Origin of the sequence: Capnocytophaga felis (assembly GCF_009684755.1) — a bacterium.
Taxonomy (GTDB): domain Bacteria; phylum Bacteroidota; class Bacteroidia; order Flavobacteriales; family Flavobacteriaceae; genus Capnocytophaga; species Capnocytophaga felis.
In genome coordinates, this window is record NZ_BLBC01000005.1 from 456,175 (window position 1) to 471,336 (window position 15,162).

A 15,162-nucleotide genomic window follows, 5' to 3' on the forward strand; every position below is an offset into this window, starting at 1 on the left:
ACTAAACTTCTTGCGTATTTCTAACCTTAACTTGATAAACGACGTTCGGTCTTGTTCCAATATGCTCCAACAAATGATAAGCTCTGTCATCTGCAACTAACTTGGCAATTTCACTGTTTTTCTCATTGATATCCCCAAACACCATAGCTCCAGTACCACAAGCTGCCGAGCAAGCACAAGCATTATTAAACTCACCCTCACGTACTTCACGTCCTTCATTTTTAGCTTTAAGGATAACTGCTTGTGTCTGTTGAATACAGAAAGAACATTTTTCCATTACCCCACGCGAACGAACAACCACATCCGGATTAAGCACCATTTTACCCAAGTCGTTATTCATATGGAAGTCAAACTCGTCATTATTATTGTACAAGAACCAGTTGAAACGACGTACTTTATATGGACAGTTATTTGCACAATAACGTGTTCCTACGCAACGGTTATAAGCCATATGGTTTTGACCTTGACGACCGTGTGAAGTTGCCGCTACCGGACAAACTGTTTCACAAGGTGCATTATTACAATGCTGACACATAACCGGTTGGAATGCCACCTGCGGATTCTCGGAAGCAACTTCCATTTCTCCGTAAGTAGAAAGGGCAGCACTCAATCCTTTAATGCCTTCCTTCGTTTTCAAATCTCCTACAAAAGTATCATCTGAAGAATAATAACGATCAATACGTAACCAATGCATATCTCTTGAACGACGCACTTCTTCTTTTCCTACTACAGGTACGTTATTTTCTGCGTGACAAGCAATCACACAAGCTCCACAACCTGTACAAGCATTAAGGTCAATCGACAAGTTAAAATGATGCCCTGATGAGCGATCAAAAGATTCCCAAAGTGAAACACTTGAAGCTAACACCTCTTTGTGATCCAATGAAACAACTGGTTTTTTATTCCACTGTTCAGCCGGTTTTGAATTGAATTCTTCAAGAGTGGTTTCTTTCAAAATGTCGCCACGTCCCATCAAGGTATTATGTAACTGAATGCAAGCAAACTCGTGTGTTCCATCTGCTTTTGTCAGGCTCTCAACATTTTGTACATTATCGAAGTTATGATAAAGCGGATAAGCATTTACACCTACCTGCATTTCTTTTTTCATACCTTCTACCCTACCATAACCAAATGCCAAACCTATTGAACCTTTAGCCTGACCAGGCTGAATAAGCACAGGAGCTGTTAAACTAACTCCATTTACGGTAACCTTAACATAATTTCCATCTAAAGCACCTGTGGCTACGTGCCAGTTTTTAATGCCTAATTGCTTAGCATCAGCCGCTGACATTGTGATGTAATTATCCCAAGTAGTTCTGGTAATCGGGTCAGGAAGTTCTTGCAACCAAGGGTTATTGGCTTGTTGTCCATCACCAATCCCTGTTTTAGAATATAATGTTAATTCAAAGCCGTTAGAAGTTGCTTTCGATAAACTTTGAATCGCATCATTAACAGATACTTCTAACGAAGAAAGTGTATTATTTAACTCTTCTTTCACGAAAGAACCATCGTGTAATGCTTGATTCCATTTTGCTAAGCCGAGAATATCTGTTGCCCAATTTTCCTTTATGAAATCATAATATGTTTTTTCAGAGCCAGACCACTTCAACAATGCATCTTGCAACTGACGAGTATCAAACAACGGACGAATAGTAGGCTGAGTCAATGCGTAATGACCTCTTTTTAACTCTACATCGCCCCAAGACTCCAAATAGTGTGGTGTAGCAGCAATATAATTTGTCTTGATAGCAGTTTCATCGGCTTTCATTGAAAAAGAAACTGAAAAATCTACTTTCTCCAAAGCCTTCGCAAACTCATCTGCGTTAGATAGTGTATATAATGGGTTCAGATTGTTGATTATCAAGACACCTACATTTCCATTATTCATATCGGAAATAAGTTGTCTCAACTCTGAAACATTTCCTTTTCGTGTTAAAATAGCAGTTTGAGGATTGAAAGCCTCACTTTCTAATTTCTCATTGATATCCAGTACCAATAACTGAGCGTTTTCATCCTGAATTCCTGTTACCACAACAGCTTTTTTACCTGCTTTCTTTACTTGAGCAACTGCTTTCTTCACAGTTTCTTCAACATTTTCAGGAAGATTTCCACTCACAGAAACGCCATTTAAGTAACCGTAAAATTTAGCCAAAGCTACTTTCTGTTGCGATGGAGTAACCGGAACTCGTTTATCAGCATTAGCTCCCGACAAGGTCATATTTGCCTCAAACTGAATGTGTCGTGACATTTTCCCTTTCACAGGAATACGCCCTTTAGCGTATCCTCCCTCAAAACCTCCACCTTGCCAATCAGCTATGAAATCCGCACCAAATGAAACGATTACATCAGCCTTAGCAAAATCGTAATCTGCCATCGCACGCACACCGTATTTTTTAGCAAATGCCGTTAATGTAGCTTCTTCCGAAATAGCATCATACTCAACTAATTTCAAAGTAGGAAACTTCTCCTTCAATCCTTCTATAAGTTTATATGAAGAAGGGCTTGCCAGTGTATGACTTAAAATCACTATTTGTTTTCCATTTTGTGCAGCCTTTTCCAAAGCTTTCACTGCTTGCGAATCCAAATCAGCCCAAGAAACAGAAGCTCCACCCTTGACCATAGGATTTTTCACCCTAAGATTATCATATAATCCTAATACAGAAGCCATTACTCTGGCATTTACATCAGAGTGTGTTTGAGCCTCACGATTATGTTCTATCAAAATTGGACGTCCTTCACGGGTTTTCACAAGAATACTTGCAAAATCAAAACCATCGGCAATGGTTGTAGCATAATAATCAGCTACTCCGGGACGAATTTGCTCAGGAAGAACCACATAAGGAACTGCCTTATGAACAGGACCTTCACAAGCAGCCAACGTGGCAGCAGCCGTAGTAAAACCTACATATTTTAAGAAATCACGGCGTGAAGTTGATGACGATTCAAGAGTTGCCTTATCGCCCAAAAACTCATCAACAGGTATTTCTTCTACAAACTCATTCTGTTTCAGTGTATCAAATACCGAATTTTCATTAAGTTCTTCTACACTTTTCCAGTATTTTTTGTTTGATGCCATAGTTATAATCTGAATATTAACTCTTTAAAATAATAATTGTAAATTAGTAGTGACATTTACCACATTCCAAACCACCTAACTGAGCAATGGTAAGCTTTTCAACATTAAGTTTCTTAGCAAGTTCTGCGTGAACCTCTTTGTAGTTTTGGTAGTATCCGTTTTCGGTATTGACTTCCGTTTTTCTGTGGCAATCCACACACCAACCCATTGTAAGGGGTGCGTGCTGATGAACGATTTCCATTTCTTCAACCTTTCCGTGGCACTGCTGGCATTCCAAACCTGCAACCGTTACGTGTTGTGAGTGATTGAAGTACGCGAAGTCAGGTAAATTGTGAATACGAACCCAACGAACCGGTTTAGTCTTTCCTGTATAGGTAAACGTTTTTTCGTCCCACCCTACCGCGTCATATAACTTTTTAATTTCATTGGTATAAAACTCACGTGTATAGCCATTTGCCAAATCTTCAGCACCTTTGTATTCTGAAATCGTTTCGTGACAATTCATACACACATTCAGGGACGGAATTCCTGCTGTTTTTGACACGCGTGCAGCCGAGTGACAGAATTTACAATCAATTTGATTATCTCCCGCGTGGATTTTATGCGAATAATGAATAGGCTGAATAGGCTCATATCCTTGATTAACATCAATCTGCATTAAATATCCAAAAATAGCGTACGTTGAGCCAAACAATAATACCAAAACAGTTGTTATCACTAAAAACGGATTGTCTGCAAATGCTTTTGACAATAGTCCTTCTTTACGTTTTGCAAATTCTTCTGCTGAAATATCCCCATTTGCTATAACTCTTGAAGCATTTCCTAATGCGAATAAAACAACAAACAACGCTATTAAAAGCACTGTAACTCCTAAAATAGCAGTAACATACGTCACTGATCTTTCTCTTGCCACCTCTGGATCTTCCACAATAATTTGCGGAACTTCCTCTTCAGGAACTTCTTGTACAGCCGGAGGATTTGCCGTATATGCCAGAATGTCTTCTATATCTTGATGAGAAAGAATTCCTTCATAAGGAGCCATCGGAACTTGATTAAATTCCTCAAAAATAGCCTTTGCATCTGCATCACCCGAAGCTATCAATGCTGCACTATTGTTAATCCATTTATGAAGCCATTCGTTCGTTCTTCTCTCAGTTACACCTCCCAATGCAGGACCAACAGCACGTTTATCCAACTGGTGACAAGCCATACAGTTGGTTTTAAACAAAGTCTCCCCTTTTACAGGATCTCCTTTAGCTGCATCTTCCTGAGCCAAAACTGAAGTTGAAAACAACAACATCAGCAAAAAGCTAAAAATACTGAAATTTAACAATTTATGGTTTTTAACCTTTTTCATATTAAAGTATGTTATCTACTATTTTCTATTGAACTCTCTGACAATCTCATCTATTCAAGTGACAAAAATAGAACATCTCAGGAATATACAAAAAAACTTATTTCTTTTCAAGTTAATTTATATGAATTCTAAATAAATAACGTTCCACATCAATTAAAACAGTTGATTTTACAATCTTCAAATCACTACTGATTTTGTTACTAAAAATTAAAGCTAAACTCAACATTTTGCTGCCACTCTCTTTTGCTTTCTTAATGAATTTTTCTGAGTTCCTGAATAATTACTTCGGGGTTGGCACGCTCTTTATAATTTGGATTTACGAAAGCATAACGTATTTTTCCTTTTTTATCAATAATATATGTAGCAGGAACAGGTAATTCTGAAGAATTAGTCCCATTTCGGCTACTCAAATGCAAAGCTTGTTCATAACGTTGTGCCGTTTTATCATCCAATTTAAAAACGACACCATATAACCTTGCCACTTCATTATTTAAATCTGTAAGCACCTCAAATTCAAGTTTGTTCTTTTCTTGAGTTGAAAGACTGTGATCGGGCAGTTCAGGAGTTAAAGCTACTAAATTAGTATTCAGCGATTTAAACTCAGGTAATTTTTCCTGTAATTGACTTAAAGCTACATTGCAATACGGGCACCAACCTCCTCTGTACCAAGTAATAACTACATTTCCTTTTTCCAATAACGAATACAAAGTAACATCTTCTCCTTTAGCATTTTTTAAAGTAAAGTCGACAGCTTTATCCCCCACTTTCAACGCTTTGGACACGTCTTGTGCTTGTAAAGTAACTGATAATAAAAGGAAAAATCCTAAAAACATTTTTTTTACTCTCATTTGTACTATATATTTAAAAAAATTAATTCATTAAACTTGTAAAACTCCTAAATTAAACGGCTTTTCGATAGGAGCGTGATTAGCAGCTTCAATACCTATCGAAATCCATTTGCGGGTTTCAAGCGGATCGATAACGGCATCTGTCCACAATCGGGCAGCGGCGTAATAAGGCGAAATCTGCTCATCGTACTTCGATTTTATCTTATCGTACAACTCTTGTTCTTTTTCTTTGGTAATTTCTTGTCCTTTGCTTTTAAGTGAAGCGGTTTCGATTTGCAACAACACTTTTGCGGCTTGAGCTCCACCCATCACGGCAATATTCCCACTATGCCACGAAACGATTAAACGCGGGTCATACGCCTTCCCGCACATTGCGTAATTACCTGCTCCATAAGAATTTCCCACTACAATCGTGAACTTCGGAACTACCGAATTTGCCACAGCATTTACCATTTTAGCTCCGTCTTTAATAATGCCTCCGTGTTCGGATTTTGAGCCTACCATAAAGCCTGTAACGTCTTGCAGAAATACCAACGGAATTTTTTTCTGATTGCAATTGGCAATAAATCGGGTTGCTTTATCGGCACTATCGGAATAAATTACTCCTCCAAACTGCATTTCTCCCTTCTTGGTTTTCAATACTTTACGTTGATTAGCGACTATCCCCACCGCCCAGCCATCAATTCGGGCGTATCCGGTGATGAGTGTTTGTCCGTAGCCTGCTTTGTATTCATCAAACTCGGAATTGTCCACCAAACGAAGAATAATTTCCATCATATCAAATTGTTCTGCTCTTGATTTAGGCAGAATTCCGTAAATTTCTTCGGGGTTTTTCAGCGGTTTTTGAGCTTCAACACGATTGAATCCTGCTTTTTCATACGTCCCGATTTTCGCCATCGTTCGTTTGATTCTGTCTAAAGCATCTTTGTCGTCTTTGGCTTTAAAATCAGTTACTCCACTGATTTCACAATGTGTAGTTGCTCCACCAAGCAATTCATTATCAACATCTTCACCAATTGCAGCTTTTACCAAATAGCTTCCTGCCAGAAAGATGCTTCCTGTTTTGTCTACAATCAGAGCCTCATCGCTCATAATGGGCAAATACGCCCCTCCGGCAACGCAACTTCCCATAACGGCAGCGATTTGCGTGATTCCCATACTGCTCATTATCGCATTGTTACGAAAAATTTTACCGAAATGCTCCTTGTCTGGAAAAATTTCGTCCTGCATTGGCAAATACACGCCCGCACTGTCCACCAAATAAATGATAGGCAAGCGATTTTCGATGGCAATTTCCTGAGCTCGAATATTTTTCTTGCCCGTAATAGGAAACCAAGCTCCCGCCTTTACAGTCGCATCATTAGCCACCACAACACATTGTTTCCCTGAAACATAGCCAATTACAACCACAACACCAGCAGATGGACAGCCACCGTGTTCGGGATACATTCCTTCGCCAGCAAACGCCCCAATTTCGATATATTCTTTGTCTTTATCTAAAAGATATTCAATGCGTTCACGAGCCGAAAGTTTACCTTGACTGTGTAATTTCTCAAGACGCTTTTTGCCTCCGCCCTCCTTCACTTTGGCTAATCTTCGACGTAATTCACTCAGCTCAAGTTTGTTAAAATCTTCATTGATATTAAATTGAACATTCATAAATCCTTATTTTCAATTTTTCGGGCGAAAATACAAAGAAAGATTTAAACAGCCGAAAAAGGTAAGTGAAATCTGCCGATAATACTCAATATTGCAAAAAAAGAAGTTTCTAAAAAGTTGAGATTTCATCAATGCTATATGTCACACATTTTGTTTATTAGATAATTTTGCATAGTTTTGCCCCACAAATTAATTTTTTAAAATCTAAATAAATAGCAAATGAAAAAAAGAATTATTACATTATTTTCTATTTTGATAATTACTCCCTGTACATTCTTTGCAACTACTTCCTGCACATTTGAAGACATTTTTGATCATGTCACAGAAGAACAAAAGAAGCTTGATAAAGGCAAAAACAATGATGGGGGAGAAATTCGAGAAGAAAACTATGATTTTGTAATTACTCCTCAAAATGTAACAGGGGATTTTAGAAAATTCTTTCAGAGCATTGCGGATAAACACTCAAACATTCTGATTAAGGACGGCACATATGACATTGAACTAGTAAACGGCGATGGGGTAAAACCAAAAGATGGGAGTACTATCACTTTCGAAAAAAATGCTAAAATAAAGGTAAAACCAAACAATCTATCTTTTTACAACGTAATAGACTTAAGCGGAAAGAAAAACATCACTATCAAGAACCCAAATCTGGAAGGGGACAAATACACCCACTTAGGTTCCACAGGCCAATGGGGACACGGCATAAACATAGTTGATTGTAGCAACATTACCATACACAATGCTTATGCAACCAAGTTTTGGGGAGATGGTATTTATATGAGGAATTGTGAAAACATCAAAATTCATAATGCCAACCTTCCGGACAATAGAAGACAGGGGATATCCATAACTTCCGGACATAATATAGAAATACACAACTTAATTGCAGAAAGCACAGGAGGGCATGATCCGGGATACGGAATAGATATAGAGCCTAATTGGAATAGGGACAACGTAACCAAGTTACGCATATACAAACCTATACTCAGAAATAACGGCAAGGGAGTTTCGTCCTATACAGCAGGATTTTCATTTTCTGCCCATATGTCTCATCTAATTCATCCTCAGGACACCAGGCTCGTAGATGCCAACTACGATATTGAGATTTTTGATCCGGTTTTTGAAGGAGATGCACTTATAGTGTCGGCTCCCACGAACTATGTGAAAGGATCAATAAAGATTCATAATCCTACATTTTATAGATCAAAAAAGAGTGCCGTGTACATCAACAACCATCAATCCGACTTCTTCAAAACTGAAATAATCAATCCAAAATTCATTGATTGTGTTGAAGCCCCTGCAAATAGGCATTCCGTTTACCTAGCCCCCATTACTATAACTTGTTTTAAACATTTAAGCCATAGGGATGTAGGCAACAGAAACATAACGATAATGAACCCCGTATTTGAAGCAAGTAGCAAAGCCAAATACAAGGTGGCAGCTATCAGAAATAGTACAACAAATTTCTTTAAAGATGATTTAAAAAATGTAACAATAACAAATGTATTATCAAAAGGTTATGAAATCCCTTTTTTCAACTATACCGGTTCTCCTTCTACCAACTCTCACCCCCACTCAAGTTTTTCTTTGACCTTTAGTGAAAAAGGAGAACTTCCGAGTCTGCCTCTAACTTATGGCAATACCGTTTCAAAAATGTTTGACGGAGGTGCAATAAACTACACTTTAAACAATTCCCAATCAACTATCTATTTGGATAACGACATTCCTATTTCTAATTTTGAATTTTACTATACAAATAATTCTAAGGATAAATCTCCATTAAAGATATTATTTGGAACGAAAAAGCAACCCTCCAAAGCTTACATAGCCAAATTATACAATAAAGGCAGGTTGAACGGCATCGAAATTCCGTATGGAGGCTATATAAAAATGACAAAAAGTTATGTTGACAACGAAGGTATCCAACATTGGACTGTAACCAAAGCGTCAGATAATGTAAGAGGAATTAACTAAAACATTTACCGTTATCCAAAGGAGAGGAATAACAAAACCACACTATCCTTTTTGTTATTTTTTTCCTAAAAAAATATGTTACCATAACAAAAATAAAAAAAATATGTACATTTGTGCTTAATTTATTAGCCCTTTTATTTTGAGGGAAAAATTAAAAATTATGTGCCGTATGAATACAATTAGATAATGTCATCAGCTAGGCATATTTATGGCAATAAATTATTTTAGAATATCAATTTCACAAAAAAGATAAAAAATATTATATGTATGAACAGAGCTTTAATTAGTTTTTCTTTTGATGATGCCAGAGGAGACAACACAACCGCATTTGACAACATACTGATTCCAAGAAATATACCAGCAACCCTTAATGTTACAACCGGATATATTGACGGCACCGCACCTAAGGAACGATTCCCTCACTATGGAAAACCAATGCTGGCTTGCGATGTTGTTCGCTTCAACAAAGAAAACGGTTTTGAAATAGCTCTTCACGGAGACAAGCACTTAAACACTGAGGAGGACATTAGTGCTTCTTACGACAAAGTAATTGAATGGCTAAACTTACCTACAAACACAACCATAGGTTTTGCCAGTCCGAATTCCGGGCTGAATATAGAAAATTTCAAAAAGTCAAAAAAAGATCTTTTCACAAAAAAGATTAGCTATGTAAGAACCTCTCTGCGAATACAGCGGATGAGATTCTTACGAACTTTTTTTCGCAAACTTGGACGATTTTGGCATCTTCCAATCTTTTATAAATGGGCATATCAAGATACCATTATGAAGGAGTGTAACGACCGTGTAATCTACTCCGTTCCTATTGTTAATGATGTTACTTGGAAACAGGTCGCTTCCTTAGTAGATGAATGTGTACGACAAAAGGGAGCTTTGACATTAATGTTTCATAGTATTGATGAAGATTCAGATAGTTGGAGTTGGAGTAATGAGAAATTTGTCAAATTGTGCGATTATTTGGTAGAATTACGAGAAAAAGGAGACATTGAACTATGCACAACAGCTCATATTTTTGAAACCATAAGAAACAGGAGAAACTAAACACATAATAACACGTAAAAAATGTTTTCAAACAAATTAAAAAACAAAAAAATATTAGTAACCGGTGGAGCAGGCTTCATCGGTTCCAATCTATCTGAAAAACTCTTGGAATTAGGTGCTGTAGTTACCGTTTTGGATAATTTTGCCACAGGACACAGACACAACATAGAGCCTTTTTTGTCAAATAAAAACTTCACCCTAATTGAAGGCGACATCCGCGATTTAGACACTTGCAGAAAAGCCTGCGAAGGACAGGAGTTCGTTCTGCATCAGGCAGCTTTGGGTTCCGTTCCTCGCTCCATCAACGATCCGATTACCAGCAACGATGTCAATGTGGGTGGTTTTCTTAATATGCTTGTAGCAGCGAGAGATGCCGGTGTAAAACGCTTGGTCTATGCTGCAAGTTCTTCCACTTACGGCGATTCCAAATCACTGCCAAAAGTGGAAGATGTAATCGGAAAACCACTTTCTCCATATGCAATTACAAAATACGTCAACGAACTATACGCCGATGTTTTCAAAAGAACTTATGACTTTGACACCATCGGACTGAGATATTTTAATGTATTTGGAAGAAGACAAGACCCAAGCGGAGCGTATGCCGCAGTAATTCCGAAATTTGTGATTCAGCTGATGAATTACCAATCGCCTACGATTAACGGAGACGGAACCTACTCGCGCGACTTTACTTACATCGACAACGTCATTCAAATGAACATTTTGGCAATGACTTCGGAAAATCCCGATGCCGTAAATCAAGTGTATAATACCGCGGTGGGAGACAGAACCACAATCAAGGATATGGCAGAATTATTGAGGGAATTTCTTGCACAGTATGACCCGAAAATTGCCGAAGTAGAAATCCTGAATGGGCCTAACCGATTGGGCGATGTACCGCACTCGTTGGCTTCCATTGAAAAAGCACAGAAAAATTTGGGTTATCAGCCTACTCACAAATTCGCAGAAGGACTGAAAGAGGCTGTGGATTGGTATTGGAAAAATTTAAAATAGAAAAAAATATTCATAAAAATACATTCATTAATAAACAAAAAATGAAACACAAAATAGCAGTTATCGGTTTGGGTTACGTTGGATTACCTTTGGCAAGACTTTTTGCCACAAAATATCCGGTAGTGGGATTTGACATTAACAAAGAAAGAGTAGAAAAATTAAACACCGGTCACGACGATACGTTGGAGGTTTCTGACGAATTACTACAATCGGCTTTGGTTAAAGAAAATCCGTTTAAAACCAACTCAAATGGGTTGCTTTGCTCTGCCGAATTGAAAGACATTGAAGATGCTAACATCTACGTAATTACCGTACCTACTCCGGTGGACAAAAATAACCGACCTGTACTAACACCTTTGGTGAAAGCCAGCGAAACTGTTGGAAAAGTTCTGAAAAAAGGAGATATTGTAGTTTATGAATCAACCGTTTATCCGGGAGCTACCGAGGAAGATTGTATCCCAGTGGTGGAAAAAACTTCGGGAATGAAATACAATGTAGATTTCTTTGCAGGTTATTCTCCTGAAAGAATTAATCCGGGAGACAAGGAGCATACTGTAGAAAAGATTTTAAAAGTTACTTCAGGATCTACACCAGAAATCGGAAAAGTAGTAGATGAAGTTTACAAATCGGTAATTACTGCTGGCACACACTTGGCTCCGACCATAAAAGTGGCTGAGGCGGCTAAAGTAATTGAAAATTCACAACGAGACATCAACATTGCTTTCGTTAATGAGTTGGCAAAAATCTTCAATTTGATGGATATCGATACCCACGCGGTATTAGCTGCGGCTGGCACGAAGTGGAACTTCTTACCTTTCAAACCAGGCTTAGTGGGCGGACATTGCATCGGCGTTGACCCTTTCTATTTGGCTCAAAAAGCACAAGAATACGGCTATCACCCCGAAATTATTTTAGCGGGAAGAAGACTAAACGATTCGATGGGCAAATATGTAGCTGAGCAAGTCGTAAAAGCGATGATTAAAAAGAACATCAATGTAAACGGAGCTGAAGTACTGATGTTAGGAGTTACTTTCAAGGAAAATTGCCCTGACGTACGCAACACAAAAATTGTAGATGTGATTGCTGCTTTGGAAGATTTTGGCGTAAAAGTAACCATTTTCGACCCTTGGGCAAATCCGGAGGAAGTACAACACGAATATGGCGTTGAAAGTACACAAAAGCTACCTTCTGCAAAATTTGATGCCGTAGTTCTTGGCGTAGCTCATAAAGAGTTCCAGAATCTTAATATAGAAAATTTGAAAAAAGAAAATGGGGTGGTATATGACGTGAAAGGAATATTAAAAAAAGTTGATGGAAGGTTGTAATTTCTAAAATAAGGTGCGTTGTTAAAAAAATATTTGAATAAGCTGAAAAGCTCTAATGGAAAGGTATTATTAGAAAATTTCATTTCCCTATCTGCATTGCAGTTAGCGGGAATACTTCTTCCGTTGATAACATTACCCTATGTCTTAAGGACAATTGGGTTTGACAAATATGGTTTAATAGTTTTTTCAGCTTCATTAGTCACCTATTTCACGTCCTTAACTGACTTTAGTTTTCAGGTAACAGCAACCCGAGATGTTGCTGTTTTTAGGAATAGTCCAAAGAAATTAGACATCATATATAGTAAAGTACTTATTATTAAGGTATTTTTTTTACTAATTTCTTGGGGAATTATTGGAACTATTGTTTGTTTAGTACCTTCTTTTTATGAGTATTGGTACATTTATTTATATACAGGAATATCTCTGTTAGGACAAGTTCTTTTTCCTGAATGGTTTTTTCAAGGAATTGAAAAAATGCGATACATTACATATCTAAATTTGGGAATAAAATTGTTCTTTACACTCTGTATTTTCCTATTCATAAAAAAGGAAAGTGATTATTGGATATATCCATTACTACAAAGTATGGGATTTATCGGTGCGGGAATTGTAGGGCAGTACTTACTAGTGACAAAATACAATCTCAAATTTGTAAGAGTTTCATTCAAATCACTTATAAGTACAGTTAAGAGTAACACCTCTATATTCATAAGCAGGTTTGTGCCTACTCTATACCTTAATACTACTGTGTTTACATTAGGTTTTTTTGTAGATAAAGCTTCTTTAGGAGTATTTAATTCCATACGATCTATCAACACAATGCAATATTCTATTTTGGGATCACTAACAACTGCTTTTTTCCCTTTTATTGTCAGAGAAAAGCACAGATTCAATCTTTTCCTAAAGATTGCAATCGTCCTAGTCTTATCAATGATAGTAGGAAGCGTTATTGCCAAACCATTGATATATTGGTACATAAATTTGCAATCAAGTGAATATGATTTTATGTATTATATATTGCTCGTAGGATTGTTTTATATTTGCATTGAAAGAATATTTTCAACCAACTTTCTATTGCCTCTTAGAAAGGATAAAGAGGCAATGAAAATTACACTTATCGCATCAATAATTGGTTTTTTAATGCTGTATCCTCTTATCAAATATTTTGGTATAAACGGAGGAGCCATTGTAATTTCAACTAGCCAAACGATTATGGGATTAGGAAGTTTTTTTTATTATTTAAAATTTAAAAAATAAATAAGATGGTAAGGAAAATTGCTCATAAAATTTTATTTCTGTATAGGTCGTTTGTAACCTTTATAGCTTGGAAAAAAAGACATAAAATAGTATTCTCTCAAAAAGGTTTCAAGCGAAATAAATTGAGCGTAGAAGAAAAAGAAGAATATGTTAAATTTTGGAAAAAGTTAGGGATAAAGGTAAAAACGGATACCGTAGAACTAACAAAGTCCTTAACAGGAGTTTACAATAAATTAATTGTTCCTGAAGAGGTCTATAGCCTAAAAATCGAACCCTTCTTTAACCCCAGGAGAGAAGTTGTTTTTTTGGAAAATAAAAATATATACAATAAATGGTTTGGCAGTGGTATTTTTCCTATTGATTATTTTCATAAAATAGGTGGTAAATTTTACACTTCTAATTTTGAAATAATTGATAACATTGAAAAGCATATCAATTTAACGAAAATATCATTTCCTTTGGTTTATAAACCGAGTTGTGACTCATATGGGGGTGTAGGAGTTTGCTTCGTCAATAACCATAAGGAATTGCTTTCATTGTTAGATAAGTATCCTAATTTTGTAGTTCAAGAAAAGATTGTTCAAAGCGATTTAATTAATGTCATCAACACGGGTAGCATTAACACGGTGAGAGTGTGCTTACTAAGAAGACCTTCAAATGGAGAAGTGGTTGTTTTAAACACCTCTATTAGAATGGGTAAAGACGGTAGCTTAGACAATGAAACTGCGGGAGGGATTGTTTGTAACATCAAGGAAGGAGGGGCTTTTAATAAATATGCGGTGGACAAGTATGCCAATAAGTTTTTCTCACATCCAAATTCAAAATTTGTTTTTGAAGGTCAAAATTTACCTAACTACAATGAACTATTAAGCGTCTCAAAATCCATTGCGGCAAAGATTGTAGGAGCTAATTTATCTAGCCTAGATATGTGCTTAGACAATAAAAATCAATGGAGATGTATAGAAGTTAACATTTTGGGACAGACGATACGTTTCGCTCAATATGCAGGAGAACCATTTTTCGGAAAGTACACAGAAGAGGTTTTAAGAGAAATTCACCTATAAATAAGCTCGTTACATAAAGCCAAAATATAGTTTTAACAAAAAATAACATACTAATGAAAACAGTAGGATTTTCAATTAGTCCGAAAAAAATGAAAAAAGGAGATGTTTAATTCCTTCTGATATAAAAAACAAGTCCAAAATCTTTATAGAGAAAGGTTACGATAATGTTTTGGGATATTCAGATAAGAGTTACCAAAAGGAAGGCGTGAATGTTGTTTCTCAAAATGAAGTTTTAAACAAAGACACCAATATGTGATGGGAGAGACAGGTGACACTGCTTATTTAGGCAACCTAAAAAGCCAAACCATGTACAGATGGATACATGTCATACAAAACAGAAATGTTACAGACATTTTAATTAATAACACAACCTATGCTTGGAAAGACATGTTTGAAGATAGCGACATACTTTTTGGAAAAACAACGAAATAGCAGGTGAGGAGGTAGCTATCATTCACACGTACACTCTTCACAAATTATTTCCTTATGACACAAAAGTTGCCATCATTTCGAAGGGAAATATTGAATA

10 protein-coding genes are annotated in these 15,162 nt (G+C 36.7%); 6 read left to right on the forward strand and 4 right to left on the reverse strand.

The features are described 5' to 3' along the window. Position 1 precedes the first annotated feature (1 nt). The 4 genes from GN105_RS03315 to GN105_RS03330 all read right to left on the reverse strand — a co-directional run bounded on the left by GN105_RS03315 (position 2) and on the right by GN105_RS03330 (position 6,940). Positions 2–3,076 (reverse strand): TAT-variant-translocated molybdopterin oxidoreductase, encoded by a 3,075-nt coding sequence (locus GN105_RS03315; protein WP_155284010.1) that lies wholly within the window; start codon positions 3,074–3,076, stop codon positions 2–4. A gap of 43 nt (positions 3,077–3,119) precedes the next feature. Next, the gene (locus tag GN105_RS03320) at positions 3,120–4,433 is read right to left on the reverse strand and encodes a c-type cytochrome (protein ID WP_155284011.1); all 1,314 of its coding nucleotides are present in this window, start codon (positions 4,431–4,433) and stop codon (positions 3,120–3,122) included. Between the two features lie 251 nt (positions 4,434–4,684). Then, a complete protein-coding gene (locus GN105_RS03325; RefSeq protein WP_155284012.1) occupies positions 4,685–5,281 on the reverse strand; it encodes a peroxiredoxin-like family protein in 597 nt (198 codons plus the stop codon). Positions 5,282–5,311: 30 nt separating this feature from the next. Beyond that, positions 5,312–6,940, reverse strand: a complete 1,629-nt coding sequence (locus tag GN105_RS03330) for an acyl-CoA carboxylase subunit beta (protein ID WP_155284013.1) — start codon at positions 6,938–6,940, stop codon at positions 5,312–5,314. 219 nt (positions 6,941–7,159) lie between these two features. Here GN105_RS03330 and GN105_RS03335 point away from each other — a divergent pair, with 219 nt between their 5' ends. The 6 genes from GN105_RS03335 (at position 7,160) to GN105_RS03360 (ending at position 14,633) form a co-directional block, all read left to right on the forward strand. Continuing rightward, entirely contained in the window at positions 7,160–8,917 is a 1,758-nt protein-coding gene (locus tag GN105_RS03335; RefSeq protein ID WP_155284014.1) for a right-handed parallel beta-helix repeat-containing protein, read from the forward strand. Positions 8,918–9,184: 267 nt separating this feature from the next. Continuing rightward, complete coding sequence (locus GN105_RS03340) at positions 9,185–9,976, forward strand: polysaccharide deacetylase family protein (RefSeq protein WP_155284015.1); 792 nt, start codon at positions 9,185–9,187, stop codon at positions 9,974–9,976. A gap of 21 nt (positions 9,977–9,997) precedes the next feature. Further along, on the forward strand, positions 9,998–10,987 hold the full coding sequence (locus GN105_RS03345) for an SDR family oxidoreductase (protein WP_155284016.1): 990 nt from the start codon (positions 9,998–10,000) through the stop codon (positions 10,985–10,987). A gap of 41 nt (positions 10,988–11,028) precedes the next feature. Beyond that, positions 11,029–12,312 carry a nucleotide sugar dehydrogenase gene (locus GN105_RS03350; protein WP_155284017.1) on the forward strand — a complete coding sequence of 428 codons (1,284 nt, stop codon included), beginning with the start codon at positions 11,029–11,031 and terminating at the stop codon, positions 12,310–12,312. Positions 12,313–12,345: 33 nt separating this feature from the next. Then, positions 12,346–13,569 carry an oligosaccharide flippase family protein gene (locus GN105_RS03355; protein ID WP_173014958.1) on the forward strand — a complete coding sequence of 408 codons (1,224 nt, stop codon included), beginning with the start codon at positions 12,346–12,348 and terminating at the stop codon, positions 13,567–13,569. Between the two features lie 5 nt (positions 13,570–13,574). Next, entirely contained in the window at positions 13,575–14,633 is a 1,059-nt protein-coding gene (locus tag GN105_RS03360; RefSeq protein ID WP_155284019.1) for a sugar-transfer associated ATP-grasp domain-containing protein, read from the forward strand. The last annotated feature ends 529 nt before the right edge of the window (positions 14,634–15,162 follow it).